General features: G+C 63.0%; 12 protein-coding genes. 8 read left to right on the plus strand and 4 right to left on the minus strand.

Annotated elements, in window-relative coordinates; genetic code table 11:
- Positions 1-15 precede the first annotated feature (15 nt).
- From HK22_RS06005 to HK22_RS06015, 3 genes are read right to left on the minus strand one after another with little or no spacing between them, the layout of a single operon-like run.
- A complete protein-coding gene (locus HK22_RS06005; RefSeq protein WP_086648674.1) occupies positions 16-1,164 on the minus strand; it encodes an alpha-hydroxy acid oxidase in 1,149 nt (382 codons plus the stop codon).
- Complete coding sequence (locus HK22_RS06010) at positions 1,151-2,758, minus strand: amidohydrolase (protein WP_086648675.1); 1,608 nt, start codon at positions 2,756-2,758, stop codon at positions 1,151-1,153. Before HK22_RS06010 ends, HK22_RS06005 begins: the two co-directional genes overlap by 14 nt.
- Positions 2,755-4,140, minus strand: a complete 1,386-nt coding sequence (locus tag HK22_RS06015) for a cytosine permease (RefSeq protein ID WP_086648676.1) — start codon at positions 4,138-4,140, stop codon at positions 2,755-2,757. Before HK22_RS06015 ends, HK22_RS06010 begins: the two co-directional genes overlap by 4 nt.
- Before the next feature lie 265 nt (positions 4,141-4,405).
- On the opposite strand from HK22_RS06015, the gene HK22_RS06020 reads away from it, so the two are divergent.
- The 8 genes from HK22_RS06020 to HK22_RS06055 all read left to right on the plus strand — a co-directional run bounded on the left by HK22_RS06020 (position 4,406) and on the right by HK22_RS06055 (position 14,928).
- The gene (locus tag HK22_RS06020) at positions 4,406-5,431 is read left to right on the plus strand and encodes a zinc-binding dehydrogenase (protein WP_086648677.1); all 1,026 of its coding nucleotides are present in this window, start codon (positions 4,406-4,408) and stop codon (positions 5,429-5,431) included.
- Positions 5,425-6,192 (plus strand): SDR family NAD(P)-dependent oxidoreductase, encoded by a 768-nt coding sequence (locus HK22_RS06025; protein WP_086648678.1) that lies wholly within the window; start codon positions 5,425-5,427, stop codon positions 6,190-6,192. Before HK22_RS06020 ends, HK22_RS06025 begins: the two co-directional genes overlap by 7 nt.
- Positions 6,193-6,227: 35 nt before the next feature.
- Positions 6,228-7,556: a histidinol dehydrogenase gene (hisD, locus tag HK22_RS06030; RefSeq protein ID WP_086648679.1), complete on the plus strand. Its 1,329-nt coding sequence runs from the start codon at positions 6,228-6,230 to the stop codon at positions 7,554-7,556.
- Complete coding sequence (locus HK22_RS06035) at positions 7,553-8,899, plus strand: hypothetical protein (protein WP_086648680.1); 1,347 nt, start codon at positions 7,553-7,555, stop codon at positions 8,897-8,899. Before hisD ends, HK22_RS06035 begins: the two co-directional genes overlap by 4 nt.
- A gap of 28 nt (positions 8,900-8,927) precedes the next feature.
- Positions 8,928-10,319: a cytosine permease gene (locus HK22_RS06040; protein WP_086648681.1), complete on the plus strand. Its 1,392-nt coding sequence runs from the start codon at positions 8,928-8,930 to the stop codon at positions 10,317-10,319.
- A 147-nt stretch (positions 10,320-10,466) separates the two neighbouring features.
- On the plus strand, positions 10,467-10,880 hold the full coding sequence (locus HK22_RS06045) for a RidA family protein (protein WP_062032396.1): 414 nt from the start codon (positions 10,467-10,469) through the stop codon (positions 10,878-10,880).
- 71 nt (positions 10,881-10,951) lie between these two features.
- The gene (locus HK22_RS06050) at positions 10,952-13,309 is read left to right on the plus strand and encodes a TonB-dependent receptor (protein WP_062032391.1); all 2,358 of its coding nucleotides are present in this window, start codon (positions 10,952-10,954) and stop codon (positions 13,307-13,309) included.
- A gap of 5 nt (positions 13,310-13,314) precedes the next feature.
- Positions 13,315-14,928 carry a GMC family oxidoreductase gene (locus tag HK22_RS06055; protein WP_086648682.1) on the plus strand — a complete coding sequence of 538 codons (1,614 nt, stop codon included), beginning with the start codon at positions 13,315-13,317 and terminating at the stop codon, positions 14,926-14,928.
- 15 nt (positions 14,929-14,943) lie between these two features.
- Here HK22_RS06055 and HK22_RS06060 read toward each other — a convergent pair whose 3' ends face one another.
- Complete coding sequence (locus HK22_RS06060; protein ID WP_086648712.1) at positions 14,944-15,621, minus strand: DUF1028 domain-containing protein; 678 nt, start codon at positions 15,619-15,621, stop codon at positions 14,944-14,946.
- Positions 15,622-15,644 lie beyond the last annotated feature (23 nt).

Genomic DNA, 15,644 nt, shown 5'->3' on the forward strand with positions numbered 1-15,644 from the left:
CCCGGACATGTCGGACTATAATTTCCACAGAGCCTGCGGCCCGCGCCGGCGCAGGGCGGCGATGTCTTCAAGACCGGCCAGCCCCAGAATATCCACCACTTCCTGAGACAGCGCGCGGATGGCTTTCTCCACGGAGACCTCACCGCCCGCGGCCAGCGCCCAGGCCCACGGACGCCCGATGGAAACGGCCGTCGCCCCCAGCGCCAGCGCCGTCACAACGTCCCCGCCCCGGCGAATGCCACTGTCGAGAACGACATCGCCCCTGCCCTCAACGGCGTCCACAATCTGCGGCAGAACATCCAGCGTCGCCGGAGACGGGTCCATCTGCCGTCCACCATGATTGGAGACGATCACCCCATCCGCACCCGCCGCAATAGCGTTCCCTGCGTCTTCCGGGTGCATGACGCCCTTCACAACAAGCCGCCCCTTCCATTCGCTCCGGAGCCATTCAAGCCCGGCCCTGTCGAGCGTGGGATCAATCTGCGCGGCCATATCCTTGGCCTGCCCCATGATGCCGTGCGCCGAGGTATAGGCGGCCAGATTTCCGATCGCTGGCGTCCCGCGCCCCGCCATGCCCAGACACCAGCGCGGATGGGCCATCATCCCCGCCATCTGCATCAGCGTGGGCCGCGAAAGATGGCGGAATCCATTCCGCACATCCCGCTCCCGCACCGGCGTAATAGCCGTATCAATCGTCACGATAATGCCGTCCATGCCGCATTGCGCCGCACGGGCCAGCATGTCCTGCGTCAGACCCCGGTCCCGGAAAACATAGATCTGCGCAAGCGGCGCGCCCCCGACTTTCGCAACCGCTTCCATCGGATCAATGGAAAAGGTGGAAACGGCCATCCCCACCCCGCAGCGCAGCGCGGCACGCGCGGCGCCCACTTCGCGGTCCGGATGCAGCATCCCCGCAAAACCGACCGGCGCGAGCATGAACGGCGCTGCCCACTCCTGCCCGAAACAGCGCACACCCGCATCCACGGTCTCGACGTTCTTCAGCCCCCGCGGCACGATCCCCCATTCGCGGAAAGCCTCGCGGTTCCGCACCATGGTCCATTCCCCATGCGCGCCCCCATCGACATAATCCGCAAACAGCCGGGGAAGACGCCGCCGCGCGGACGCCGCAACACCGGAAAAGACACCGTCATCAACGCGCGTCATAAACGACCCGCCCCCCAAGAACGGTCATCAGAACCGAAATTTCCGAAATCCGCTCGGGTGGCACATCAGCCGGATCCGCATCCAGAACCACCAGATCCGCCAGCTTCCCAACCTCGATGCTGCCTTCCTGCCCCTCACGATGACAGGCAAAAGCCCCCGCCGCCGTATAGGCATACAGCGCCTCGTCAACGCTGATGGCCTGCTGCGGAACGAACGCCGCGCCTCCCGCAAGGCTCCGGCGGGTCACGGCCTTGCCGATCCCCCGAAGCGGCGACAGCGACACGATCGGCCAGTCCGTCCCGAACGCCACGACACTGCCCGCATCCAGAAGCGACCGGTTCGGAAACGCCCGCTCCTGCTCGCTCTCGCGCACCCGCTGCGCCCACACCCCGTCCATCCCCATCCATTCATCGGACGGCGCAACCATCACAGGCTGAAGACAGGCAACCGCACCCAGCTCTTTGAACCGGGGAATATCCCCGGAAAACGGAATTTCCACATGCTCGACGCGATGCCGCAGGGAGCGCGTCGCTTCGGGAACCTGCGCATAGGCATCCAGCGCAAGCCGGATCGCCCCACTGCCGATCGCATGCGTCCAGATCTGAAACCCCGCCTCGGACACCTGCCGCACAGCGGAGTGATAGGCCTCAGGCTTCCAGACCAGCGTTCCCGTCTCGTCCGGCCGGTCCGCATAACCCTGCGGCATGCTGGCCGTGTGCGATTCCAGAACGCCATCCAGAAAGAACTTTACCCCGTCCAGACTCAGCATCGGCGAATGATACCGCCGACGCAGCTCCCCGATCTCGGCCAGCCGCTTTTCCGAAAGCTCCGGCGGCGGCATCTCGACCATGACCCCGACCCGACAGGTCAGCGCGCCGGAGGCTTCCATCTCCGCAAGCACCGGAAACAGCCCTTCGTCATAGGCCGCGCTCTCAACCCGCGTGATCCCGCAACGCGCCATTTCCTCCAGAACGCGCTCAAGCCCGTCCCGAACCAGCGCCTCATCCATGGGCACCACATGCGCCCCGACCAGCTTGCCCGCCTCTTCCTTGAGCCACCCCGTCGGAGACCCATCCGGACGGCGCACGATTTCGCCGCCCTCCGGGTCCGGCGTTGACGCATCAATGCCCGCAAGTTCGAGCGCCCTGCTGTTGGCCCAGGCCGCATGCGCCATGCCGGACCTCAGAAAAACCGGCCGGTCCGGCACCACCGCATCGAGCATCGCACGGTCAAAACCTTCCGGCGGCAGATCCGGATAGCCGTAGCTCCATTCCAGGCCCACAAGCCATTCCCGCTCCGGATGCGCGGCGGCGAACGCTTCCACCCGCCCCACGACTTCCGCCATCGTTCTGGCGTCCCGCAGGCCGATATTCGACAGATATTCCGCCCCCATCAACAGATGAAGATGGCTGTCCACAAACCCCGGAAGGACACACGCGCCCCCCAGATCCACCTGCTCCACATCCGCCCCGCAGCCATCGAGCAACGCCTGACGCTCACCAATCGCCGCAATCCGCCCATCGCGCAGAAGAACCGCGCCTTCAAACCGCTCATGGCCCGAAAGCGCAATCCGCGCATTGTACAAAAGCGTCATGCCCGCTCTCCCGCAGGCAGAACTTTCCGCCGGAACGTCCGCTCCGCAACAATATAGATTACCGGCGTCAGAATGAGGCTCACCACCCAGGAAACATCCACGCCCCCCAGCATTCTGGCCATGCTTCCCGTATAAAGATTCGTCGCCAGAAACGGAATCTGTACCGCAACCCCAACCCCGTAACAGATCAGGGCTGGCGTGTTGTAATACCCGTAAATTCCGCCGTCTTTCTTGAAGAAAGAAGCGACGTCATAGTCTCCATGATGGAGAATATAATAATCCGTCAGGTTAATCGCCGTCCACGGGATCATGACCGACATCAGAAGCTCCAGAAACTCGCTGTAAGCCGTCATGAACTGGTCGGCCATGAGCGTGGCCATGCCAAAAGCCAGCGATAGCAGCCCCACCGTCACCACAAGCCGCGCGCCTTTGCCGTAATGACGGTCCGGCGTGAACGTCTGCGCCACGGTCAGCGTCGAGAGCGCCCCGCAATAGACATTCATGGCATTCGCCACCGCAATGCCGATGGACAGCGCCAGCAGAACCGGCACCGCCGTTACGCCCAGGATCGCCGTAAGCGCCTGAATGACATGCGCTCCACCCGCCACGATCCCGATCGCAGCCCCCAGCCCCATGGCCAGCATCGACCCCGAAACGGACCCCGAAAAACACGCCAGAAATGCATATTTTTCGCTTTTCGGCCCCGCCGGAAGATATCGCGACGAATCCGAAACATAAGGCGCATAGGCAATCTGCCACAAAGCCGCCAGCGACAGGGTGCGCAGAATACCCGTGCCGCCCCATGACGGCGCCACAACATCATGCACCGCCGGGTGCACGCCCATGACCTGCCACAGACAGACCAGCACGGCCGCACCACACAGCAGCGTCAGAAGACGCGCCGCAACATGGATCACATGATACCCGAGAATGGCAGGAACAATGGACAGGATCTGGATGATCAGAATGGCCGGAAACCGCCCCAGACCCGGAAAACAGGACTGAAGCCCCTCCGCCCCCAGAACAAGGTTCGAGGCCGCAAACCCGACATACATCAGCACGATCACCGCCGTCACCGGAACCGCCCCGAACAGCCCGAACTGCCCCCGCGTCTGGATCATCTGCGGCACACCCAGCCGAGGCCCCTGAGCCGCATGCAACGCCATGAAAATGCCGCCCACCAGATTGCCCGCCAGAAGCGCCAGAAGTGCCGGGACCAGAGACAGCCCGAAAACCGTCGTCGCCAGCGCTCCGGTCACGACCGTCAGCATCATGAGGTTCGGCCCGAACCAGACCGTAAACAGGTCTCTGGCACTCCCATGACGGCGATCCGGAGAAATGGGGTAAATCGTCTCTGTTTCCAGTGTGCCAATGGTCTCCATCGTGCCACTCTCCGTCCTTCTGCCAGTCAATCCGCCATGCGGAAAGATGCTGATACTGCCACGCTCCATTGCAATATCAGATCATTATAAAACATACATTTTTCCGTATTGGTAATGTGTTTCTGGTGTATATTTCCTGAAGCCCTACCCCGGAAAAAGCTACGCGCAGTTCCTCTCGATCAGTCTTTTCATTCCGGCTTCATCATATCTATACCGGAAAGAGAAACGAGGCCCGGCCTCAGTCTGATGGGAAAGGAAAAATCTCGTGCTTGCTGCCCGTTTTTCCGGCATCGGAGACATTCAGGTTCTCCCTGTCCCGATATCGCAGGACCTGCCGGACGGCTGTGTCCGCATCCGGGTCGAAGCAGCGGGGATCTGCGGGTCCGACCTGCACAATTTCCAGACCGGGCAGTGGCTTTCCCGCTGTCCCGTCACACCGGGCCACGAATTTTCCGGAACCATCACCCAGACCAGCGGCAATTGCGGTTCACTGACAGTCGGCACACCCATCATCGCGGATTCAAGGGTCGGCTGCGGTGCCTGCCAGTCCTGCCGCTCCGGCCGGAAAAACCTGTGCCGGGACCTGAGTTTCGTCGGAGAAAGCTGCGACGGTGGCTTTGCACAGGACGTCATTCTGCCAGCCACTCAGGTCCTGCCTTTCCCCGACACACTCCCCCTGAGATACGGGGCCCTCGTCGAACCGCTCTCCGTTTCCCTCCACGCCGTCAACCGCCTCGCACCGACACCCGGTTCTCCGGTCATCATCTGCGGCGGCGGTACGATCGGCGGGCTGGCCGCCCTCCTGCTTCGGCAGCAAGGCCATGACGTCCATCTGCTTGAACGCAACATCGGGCGCCAGACGCTCCTCACGGAAACCATCGGCACCCTTCCCCTCCCTCCGGACGCAGAAAACTGGAACACCCTGTTCGGCCCGGAAGGCCCCGCGTTTATTCTCGACGCCACCGGCGCCGCCCCCGTTGTGGAAATGGCCTGCCAGCGCCTCGCTCCGGGCGGCAGGCTCGTGCTGGCCGGCATTTTCCATCACACACCCCGGATCGACCTCAACCTGATCGTGGAACGGGAACTCGACATCCGGGGCGTCAGCGCTTTCGCAGACGAAATGCCCGAGGCCATCCAGCGTCTCCCCGGCCTCGTTCCGTTTCTCGACCGTCTGATCACTCCGGCCGCAGCCCTCACCGATCTGCCGGCCCTCTATACCCATCTGCTCTCAGGTGCGGAAAACCGCCTGAAAACCCTGATCGCCCCCAACGGTACGGACGGAACATGGTAGACATCTCCCCCCTCTTCTCGCTGGCAGGCAAAACAGCCCTCATCACCGGCGGCGGGCGCGGCCTGGGGAAAGCCATGGCCTTCCACCTCGCCCGCTGCGGCGCGAGCGTCTGGATCTCCGGACGCAACGCCGACACCCTCGAGGCATCCCGCTCCAAGGCCCTCTCCGACGGCCTGACCGTGCATCCGCTTGTCATGGATGTCAGCAACCTCGACACGATCCGCGAGGCTTTCTCCCGGATCGCCCGCGAAAGCCGAACGCTCGACATCCTCGTCAACAACGCCGGCGACGAAACCCTTCGTGCCTGCGACGACGTGGACGAAGCCCTGTGGGACCGCCTTCTGGACACCAACCTGAAAGGGCCGTTCTTCGTGGCCCAACAGGCCGCCCGCCTGATGCCGAACGGAGGCACCATCATCAACCTCGCTTCCCTCACCGCGGCAGCGGGCGTCGCAAAGGCCGTCCCCTACAGCGCCTCCAAATCCGGCATCCTCGGCCTGACACGCAGCCTCGCCGTCGAATGGGCGCCTCGGGGCATCCGCGTTAACGCCCTGGCGCCCGGCTACTTCCATACGGACATGACAGACACGTTCTTCCGCAACGACGCATGGCGCGAAAAGATGCTGGCGGGCATCCCCCTCGCACGCTTCGGCCTGCCTGACGACCTCGCAGGCCCCCTGCAATTCCTCTGCTCCACAGCCTCCGCCTACATCACCGGACAGGTCCTGTACGTGGACGGCGGAACACTCGCCGCGCTCTGATCCTTCCAACCTTCCGACCCGAAAAGAGAGACCCGATGTCTGAAAACATCACCTTCCATGATCTGACCCAGACCGGGACAATCCCCGAAGCCCTGCTGCAACGCACAGAGAGCGACCTGTCGGTCTTCTTCGAGCGCGTCAAACCGATCATCGAGCGCGTCCGCACCGAAGGCGACGCCGCCCTGCGTCATTTCGCACAGGCTTTCGACGGGGTGACCGCCCCCGAAATGAGCATCCGGGCCACGCCGGAAGAGTTCGACGCCGCCTTCGCCAGCATCGAGCCCGACGTTCTCGAATCCATCAAATACGGCATCCGGAACATCCGTCGCTTTCACGAAGCCCAGAAGCCGGAAGAAAGCTGGATGATCGAGGTCCAGCCCGGCATCTGGGCCGGAGACCGCAACATCCCCATAGACTCCGTGGCCTGTTACGTCCCGCGCGGCAAGGGCAGCTTCCCCAGCGTCGTGAACATGACGACCATCCCCGGAAAAGTGGCCGGCGTCCCGCGCCTGATCATCGTCACACCGCCCTCCCCCGACGGCACTGTCGACGCCGGAACCCTCGTGGCGGCCCGCCTCATCGGGGTCGAGGAAGTCTATAAATGCGGCGGCGCACAGGCCGTCGCTGCCGTAGCCTTCGGTACGGAAACCGTGCCCGCCTGCGCCAAGATCGTCGGCCCCGGCAGCCCGTATGTCGTCGCCGCCAAGCGCCTGCTGTCCGACCGGATCGACCCCGGCATCCCCGCAGGCCCCAGCGAAAGCATCATCCTGACCGATGACAGCGTCGATCCGGTTCTGGCCGCGCTGGACCTCATCATCGAGTCCGAACACGGCCCGGATTCCTCCGCCTGGCTCGTCACCAGCAGCCGCCGCGTGGCCGAAGGCGTCATCGCCGCCCTGCCCGCACACTGGGCCGAAATGGACCCCAAACGCGCCGATTTCTCCCGCACTGTTCTGGGCGGCGCCCATGGCGGCGTAATCCTGACCAAAGACTTCAGCGCCGCCGTCGATTTCACAAACGCCTACGCACCCGAACATCTCGAAATCCTGACGGTCGATCCAATGGCGGATCTCGGCCGCATCCGCAACGCAGGCGAAGTCCTCCTCGGCACGGCGTCGCCCGTCACACTGTGCAACTACGTCCTCGGCCCGAACGCCGTGCTCCCCACGAACCGCGCCGCCCGCACCCACTCCCCGCTCTCGGTCCATGACTTCATGAAGCGCATGTCCTTCGCACGCGTCTCGCCCGAAGCGTACCCCGAAGCCGCACGCCATGCGGAACGTTTCGCCCGGTACGAAAACTTCTCAGGCCATGCCCGCGCCGTCTCCCCGGCCCGCCCCATGCCGAAGATCCAACCCCGATGAACCCCGAATTCTCCACGGCCGAACCCGTCAGCGCGGCAGGCATCCTCGCCGCGGCCCGGAGCGGAAATCCCGCTCTGGCTGCGGACCTCCTGTCGCGCATGATCGCGGAAGAATTCGGCTTCCACATCACGGACGTCACACTCGGCGCAGACGATTACAGCCTGAACTCCGTCAACGGGTTCATGACCCGTGACACCGGAGAACGCTTTTTCTTCAAATTCCACCATGAAGAAAACGAAGACTCTGTCCTTCAGGAATTCTACAGGGGCGAAATCCTGCTCGAAGCCGGATTTCCGGTCGATATGCCCGCCCATGTCTGCCGCCGCGTCGGACGGCAGATCCTGCTCTACCCGCTCAAAACCATCCCGAAACTCGCCGATGCCGCCCGCGCCGCTGACGGCGACACACCCCTGCCCGGCGCGGATGCCCCGGCCCTCAGACACGCCCAGCAGGACCTGGACGCGCTGAGCGCCACGCTCTACCTGCGCTCATGGCACCCGATCACCGGCCAACAGAGCGCGGACGAACCCATCCACCAGCTCTTTCACCATCGCCTCACCACCCCGGATCAACCACCCGGCACGCTCGGCAGCCGCGCAACGAAATTCTTCGCTCCCGAACGGACTTTCACATTTCCGGACGCAACCCTGAGCGGCCACGAGCTTCTCGAACTGCACTGGGTGATCGACGGCATCCGCTACGACCGTACCCTGAAAGACTGCTTTTACAACGCGCTGAAAAACCTGTCGCCCGAGGCACTGGCCCAAAGCGGCGGCGTGGTGGCTCACGGAGACGCCCATAACGCAAATGTCTGGTTCAACCCAGACACCACCAGCCTCACCCTGTTCGACCCCGCTTTCGCCGGACGCCACATCCCGGCGCTGCTGGCCGAAATCAAGGCCACGTTTCACAATATTTTCGCCCATGCGGACTGGCTCTATCATTCCGCAGAGCTGAAAACCCGCCCCGAAATCCGGATCAGCAACGGAACGGCGTTCGTCACGACAAACTGGTCGCTCCCACCCCTGCGACAGGCCTTCCTTCAGGACAAGGCCCGCCTCCTGTGGCGCCCCCTGCTCGAAGGTCTGGCGCAGCGGGATGCACTTCCCGACAACTGGCGCGAAACAATCCGCTCCGGCCTGTTCTGCTGCCCCACCCTCGTCATGGATCTCTGTGCCCGGTCGGAAGAAAACCCCAAAAGCCGCCACACGCCCGCCTCCTCCCTGACCGGTCTGGCCATCGCCCTGATGTGCGGGGCAGAACCCGAAAGCGCGGACGTAATCTCACGCTTTCTGGGGACTATCGACCCGTCCAGTACAATGCCAGAGTGGAACGATCTCTGAACCAGAAAACGGGAAAGATCCTGCCTTCATGAACCCGTCCCACAACAAGACCGTTCAGGAAACCGCAACATCGGCCTTTGCCGTTGAAAACGAAACGATCTTTCCCATCCCCGAAGACCGCCGCCACGGCAACGCCTGGTCGCTGCTGATGGTCTGGATCGGCGCCAACCAGAACATCATGGCCGTCATGACCGGCCTGCTGTACCCGACCATCTGCCACCTCTCCCTCGGCTGGTCCCTCCTCGCCATTCTCTCGGGCAACCTGCTGGGCGGAATCTTCATGGCTCTCCACGCCGCACAGGGTCCCCATCTCGGCATCCCGCAGATGCAGCAGACCCGCGGTCAGTTCGGCTCCACCGGCAGCCTGCTGATCATTGCCATCATTATCCTGATGTATGTCGGCTTCACCGCGACCTTTTTCGCCATCAGCCGCGAACAGATCGTGCAGGTCTTCGGCCCTTCCGTCAGCCAGCTTCCCATCTGGATTTCCGTCCTCGTCATCGGCGCCCTCTGCGCCATCGGTCATGACGTGATCGAACGCTTCATCTCCGGCTTCATTCCCGTCGCCGCCATCACGTTCGTCCTGCTGGCCTTCGCCTACATGTCCGCATCCGGCGGCCATCTCGCCCAGCCGTTCTGGCAGTCCCCCACACCCCACGACTTCCTGACGGCCCTGTCGCTCGGCGTCCTGTGGCAGATCGCCTACGCCCCCTATGTTTCCGATTACACCCGCTATCTCCCCTCCGCGACCGGAGAGCGCACGGCGTTTCTCGTCTGCCTGACCGGCAGCGTCATCGGCACCGCCTTCCCGACTTTCATCGGCTCCTATCTCGGCAGCACCGGCTTTTCGGGAACCATGTACGACGCCGTCAGGCCCTGGTCCCCGCTGCTGCCCATGGCCCTGTTCGCGGTCATCATGGTCTCGACGCTGGTGAGCTGCACCATGCAGATCTACTGCGCCGCCCTCTCGTCCCTGACCTTCCTCCAGACATTCCGCCCCAACTGGACCCCGACCAGCCGCTCCCGCGCCTTGGCCGCGCTCACATTGTGCCTGTGCTGCGCCGTCATCACGATCAATCTGACCGGAAACGTGCTGGAAATCCTCGATAACGTCATCGCGCTGCTCCTTGCCGTCCTGTCTCCGTGGACGGCCATCAACCTCGTTGATTATTATTTAGTCCGGCACGGGGCCTACGATATTCCTTCCCTGTTCCGACACGACGGCGGCGTCTACGGCCGCGCCAACCGCCCGGCCCTGCTGTGCTACGCCATCGGCGTCATCGTCCAGATTCCGTTCCTGTCAAACGGCCTCTATACCGGCCCGCTCGCCCGCGTCCTTGGCGGTATCGACGTCTCATGGATCATCGGAATTCTCGTCCCCGGCGGCCTTTATCTGGCCCTGTCCCGCAACCGGAACTGACGCTCCATCGGCCTGCGGACGCCTTCTTCGGTTTTTCCGAAGCGCTTCCCCATACATCCGTTCTTTAACTCATCGCACCGAATTGCGACCATTCCTCTATCGCACCAAACCCCGCATGAGATGCGAAGAGTTTGAGGAAACAGTTCCATGCCCGTCCACACCCGAATCCGCCCCTTCAATACGAAGGACACCTACCCCGAACAGGCCCTCGACAACGATCTCTGTCAGGCCGTCGTCGCAGGCAACACTGTCTATGTCCGCGGACAGGTCCCGCAGGATCTCGACACGCGTGAAAACGTCTGCGTCGGCGACCCGGTCGGACAGGCCCACAAGGTCATGGAAAACATCACCCTTCTCCTCAAGGAATCCGGCTCCGACCTCTCCCATATCTGCAAGGTCACGGTCTACCTCACCGACATCCGCTACCGCGAAGCCACCTACCGCGTCCTGGGGCAACACCTCAAAGGGGTCTTTCCCGTCTTCACGGGACTGGTCGTCGTCGCCCTCGCCCGGCCGGAATGGCTGATCGAAGTGGACGTCATCGCCGTCATCCCCGGCTGATCACCCACCTCAAGCCCTCCTCCCTAACGCACGTCCCGCGCCGCACGGGCCATTCATGCCGAGGTACCGCCATGCAGACGAAATCCCTGTTTTCACGCCATTGTTTGCTTCTCTCCTCGACAATTCTCCTGCTGGGAGGAGGCACGAAAACAGCCTTTGCGGCCCCGGGAAAACACCACATCCCCGCCCATAGCACCCAGCCCCATGCTGCAACGCCCGCCCCAGCCCCGGCGCGCCCAAAACGCACTGCCGTGGACAACACCGGCCCCGGAGAAACGATCAACGTCTCCGTCAGCCGCCACAGACCGGGCGGCGGCCTGATCAAACGCGAAACCGCGGCCCGCTCCGTCAGCACCGTGTCGCACGAATTCATCGCCAAACAGTCCCCGGCCTCCAACACCTTGGCCCTCGTCACCCTCTCCCCCGGCGCCAACGTCGCCATGGGAGACCCCTTCGGCGTCACCGACCAGTCCTCCGTCAGCGTCCGCGGCCTCAACCAGCAGGAAATCGGCTATATCTTCGAAGGCGCGCCGATGAACGACCCGGACAATTACACCCCGAACTCGTCGGAATGGGTGGACAGCGAGAACATGGAGAGCGTCCAGCTTCAGCAGGGCGCGCCGGATATTGAAATTCCGACCGTTTATTCTGCGGGTGGCACGATGAATGTGCGGATCCGCAACCCCGAATATACGCGTTCGGGACAGGTGGATGTGAGCTATGGGTCGCATCAGATGAACCGGCAGTTTCTGCGGTATGATACCGGGGAGATCGGGCATACGGGGCTGCGGGCGTTTGCGTCGTTTTCGAACCTGACCAGCCGGGCCTGGCGCGGGCCGGGGCGGAACCTGCGCCGGCATATGGATTTCAAGGCGATCAAGGACTGGGCGCCGGAGAGCTATACGTCCCTGTCTTTCACGTACAACAACGAGAACACGGCCTGGTACAGCACGCCTTCTCTGGCTGCCTGGAACAAGAGCGGGCTTGGCGGCGGGATCAATCTGGACGGCACCTACAAGTTTGGCGATTCCAACTATTACAAGGGGTTCCAGACGAACTGGACGGATTATTTCCTGAGCAGCCAGTCCCATCTTGCGCTGACGCACAAGCTTTCTCTGGATATTACGCCCTATTTCTATCACGGGTCGGGCAATTACCCGCTGGGCGTTTATACGATCCCGACGAGCGGCACCTATTATGACGGCACGCAGCCCATCAATGGCCAGCTTGCGGGCAACACCTATTCCCAGGATGGCAATGTCGCCGCGAAATGGGACTGGTATGGACGCGAGAGCTATACCGGGCTGAATGCGGCCCTGCATTACGATTCCGGCATCAATCATCTGGTGGCTGGTGCGTGGTACGGGTACAGCGACATGAATGTGAGCGAGCCGTTCTCCGGGCTGGATGAAGCGGGGAATGTTTCAAGCTCCCTGCTCAAGCTAACGGACGGGACCGTTCTGAATGGCTGGCGGTATCATACGATCACGCAGATGGTCGGGCTGTATGTCGGGGACGAGGTGCGGCTGCTCAATGACCGGCTGCATATCAATGTCGGGTTCAAGGAAGTCATGACCGCGCGTAACGGGACGCTCCAGCAGCCCGGTCCGCAGTATGCCGTCGGCTACAACTCGGCCGAGCCGCTGCCGCGCATGTCGATCAGCTACAAGGTGAATGACAACATCCAGCTTTTCGCCAATGCGACGACGAGCTTCCGCGTGCCGATGGGGTCTGCGTTCTACAACCAGTATAACAGCCCGTATGATGCGAGCCTTTACCAGACGGCGAACACGCATCTGAAGGACGAATACAGCATCGCCGAGGAACTGGGCGCGCGGTATCACAACAACTGGGTCATGGGGTCGGTGACGCTGTTCAACTACAACTTCGTTCACCACGCCATCAACCAGTACATCAATGCCGTTCCGTACTTCCTCGATGCGGGTGGGATGACGTCGCGGGGTGTGGATGCGGAGCTGGGCTTCACGCCCTGGCATCACTTCTCTCCGTATGTGTCGGCGGAATATCTTTATGCGACCAACGACAACAACATCACGATGGGCGGTGTGACCTATGCCACGAAGGGCAAGATCGCGACGTCCGCTCCGCGCTGGATGGCGGCCATTGGCGTTCAGTACGATGACGGCACGTTCTTTGGCAGCGTGTCGATGAAATATGTCGACAAGGAATACGGCACGTTCATGAATGACGAGCGCATTCCGGGCCACAAGCAGGTGGATATGATGCTGGGTGCGCGCACGCATGACATCGGGTTTTTCAAGAAGCCGAGCATCCGCCTGAACATCGTCAATCTGGGCGACAGCCACTACCTGTCGGGTGTTTACAGCACGGGGCCGGTTGCGGGGACGTCCAGCTATTATGTGGCGCCGTCCTTTGCCTGTCTTGCGACCGTTTCCACAGGGTTCTGAGGATCATGCAGAACGATCTGTCCCGCTCTTTCGATTTCATCGTCGTGGGCGCTGGTTCTGCGGGATGCGTGGTTGCCAACCGTCTCAGTGCTGACGGGCGTTTCAGCGTCTGTCTCGTCGAGGCGGGGGGCGGCGACCATACGCCGAGAATCCGCATTCCGGCGGGGACGATAACGCTCTACAAAAGCCGGCGCTTCGCCTATCAGTTCCACTCAACCCCGCAGGAGCATCTGGCGGGGCGGCGCATTCATGTGCCGCGTGGCAAGGCGCTGGGCGGGTCCACCACGCTCAACAGCATGATCTATATCCGGGGCGACCGCACGGATTACGACCACTGGCAGGCTCTGGGCTGTGCGGGCTGGGGATGGGACGACGTTCTGCCCGAGTTCCGGGACCTCGAACACTGTCACCGGCAGCTTGATCCGGCGTATCACGGCTTCAGGGGCGAGCTGGATGTCACGACGCCTCGCGACACCAATCCGCTGTCGCGACGTTTCGTTCAGGCCGGTGTCAGCGCGGGGTTGCCGGAGAATACCGATTTCAACGGTGCGACGCTGGAAGGCGTGGGCCTGTATGACGTGACCCAGCGCAACGGCTATCGGCTGAGTGCGTATCGGGCGTTTGTTCATCCGATCCTGAAGCGGCCGAATTTCAGCCTGATGTCGGGCGTTCAGGTCCGCAATCTGGTGATCGAGGACCGGGTGGCGCGGGGCGTCGTGGTCGTTCAGGACGGCACGGCCCGACTGCTGCGGGCGGAGCGGGAAATCGTGCTGTGTGCGGGGGCGATCGGCTCTCCGCAGATCCTGATGGCGTCCGGGATCGGGCGCAGCGCGGATCTGATCGCGGCGGGGATTTCGCCGGTGCATCACCTGCCGGGCGTGGGCCAGAACCTTCAGGATCATCTGGACGGGCTGGTCACGGTGCGCTCGAACGATCATCGGACGCTGGGATTTTCCGGCCGGTCGCTGCCGTCCGTGCTGATGTCTCCGCTCCGGTTCCTGTTCGGGCGCAAGGGGTGGCTGACCACGAATTATGTCGAAGCCGGGGGATTTGCGCGTACGTCCCTCGCCCGCGATGGCGTGCCGGATATCCAGTTTCATTTCGTGCCCGGCTATCGCAGTCCGCGCGGGCGGCTGTTTGAATGGGGGCATGGGATTGCGATCCATACCTGTGTTCTGCGGCCCAAAAGCCGGGGCAGCATCAGGCTGGCGACGGATGGCTCAAACCAGCCGGTCATTGATTTCAGTTTCGCATCAGACCCGCACGATCTGGACGTTCTGTGCGAAGGCATCCGCGCGGCGCGGCACATTCTGGCGCAGGGGGCCTTTGACGGAACCCGTGGCACGGAAGTCGCGCCCGGCGACGACGTGGCGGACAATGCCCAGATCCTGGAGTACCTGCGGCGGAGTGCAGCCACGGTCTTTCATCCCGCCGGGACGTGCCGCATGGGCGTGGATGACGATGCGGTTGTGACGCCGCGCCTGACGGTACGCGGGATTTCGGGGCTGCGGGTGGCGGATGCGTCGATCATGCCGACGCTCATCAGCGGCAACACCAGCGCCCCGAGCATGATGATCGGGGCGAAGGCGGCGCGGATGATTCTGCAGGACGTCGCCTGAGAAAAATGGGGGGCCTTAACGGTCCCCCGGCACACCGTATGAAGGTGCGGAAAGCGGGTTGAGGCCGCGTGTAACGTAATCGCGCATCTGGGGCTGCCAGAGCGTCCACAGGCGCCGCAGATCGGCGAGCGGGGCGTCGCTCCAGTCCACACGCAGGTCCACCAGCGGCCAGCTCTGCTCTTCCACGACGATCAGCCCGGCAGAATGGACCGGACCGGCTTCTCCGCCTGCTGCGAGACCGGCTTCCATGGCGAGGATCAGCCGTTCGGCCAGCTCCAGCGACGGGCTGGAGGCGTTGAAGGCGTCCTTCATGAGAGCCGGGACGTCCGTGCTCGCCAGCATGTTGCCTGCGGCAGCGACATTGGTTCCGGCAATCTCGGCGTGACAGCCCAGAACCTGCTCTCCGGCCCAGAGTGCGGTGCTGCCGGTGCGGTCGAGGACGACGAGCTGTCGGAACGCCGCAAAAGCGTTGCCGCGGACCAGAATGTCCCGGCATTCCGCTGCCGTTGCACCCCGCTCCAGCAGGTCCAGCCCGGCGGGACCGAGGCGGGGATCGGTGATGTTCTGGGTGGCGACGACGCCGACACCGGCTCTGGCGAAGGCGCAGCGGCTGGCCACGGCGGGAGAGGACGACGAAACCGCCATCCCGAACTGGCCGGTGCGCTCACAGCGGGCGACAATGGAAAAGGTCATGGGCGCGGTGTCTTTCATGAAGC

Origin of the sequence: Gluconobacter sp. DsW_056 (genome assembly GCF_002153595.1) — a bacterium.
GTDB lineage: Bacteria > Pseudomonadota > Alphaproteobacteria > Acetobacterales > Acetobacteraceae > Gluconobacter > Gluconobacter albidus.

What these genes read in the sequence shown, in the direction of transcription:
- HK22_RS06005 (WP_086648674.1), bottom strand. Translation starts at nt 1,164, where the DNA reads ATGACGCGCGTTGATGACGGTGTCTTTTCCGGTGTTGCGGCGTCCGCG.
- HK22_RS06010 (WP_086648675.1), bottom strand. Translation starts at nt 2,758, where the DNA reads ATGACGCTTTTGTACAATGCGCGGATTGCGCTTTCGGGCCATGAGCGG.
- HK22_RS06015 (WP_086648676.1), bottom strand. Translation starts at nt 4,140, where the DNA reads ATGGAGACCATTGGCACACTGGAAACAGAGACGATTTACCCCATTTCT.
- HK22_RS06025 (WP_086648678.1), top strand. Translation starts at nt 5,425, where the DNA reads ATGGTAGACATCTCCCCCCTCTTCTCGCTGGCAGGCAAAACAGCCCTC.
- hisD (WP_086648679.1), top strand. Translation starts at nt 6,228, where the DNA reads ATGTCTGAAAACATCACCTTCCATGATCTGACCCAGACCGGGACAATC.
- HK22_RS06035 (WP_086648680.1), top strand. Translation starts at nt 7,553, where the DNA reads ATGAACCCCGAATTCTCCACGGCCGAACCCGTCAGCGCGGCAGGCATC.
- HK22_RS06040 (WP_086648681.1), top strand. Translation starts at nt 8,928, where the DNA reads ATGAACCCGTCCCACAACAAGACCGTTCAGGAAACCGCAACATCGGCC.
- HK22_RS06045 (WP_062032396.1), top strand. Translation starts at nt 10,467, where the DNA reads ATGCCCGTCCACACCCGAATCCGCCCCTTCAATACGAAGGACACCTAC.
- HK22_RS06050 (WP_062032391.1), top strand. Translation starts at nt 10,952, where the DNA reads ATGCAGACGAAATCCCTGTTTTCACGCCATTGTTTGCTTCTCTCCTCG.
- HK22_RS06055 (WP_086648682.1), top strand. Translation starts at nt 13,315, where the DNA reads ATGCAGAACGATCTGTCCCGCTCTTTCGATTTCATCGTCGTGGGCGCT.
- HK22_RS06060 (WP_086648712.1), bottom strand. Translation starts at nt 15,621, where the DNA reads ATGACCTTTTCCATTGTCGCCCGCTGTGAGCGCACCGGCCAGTTCGGG.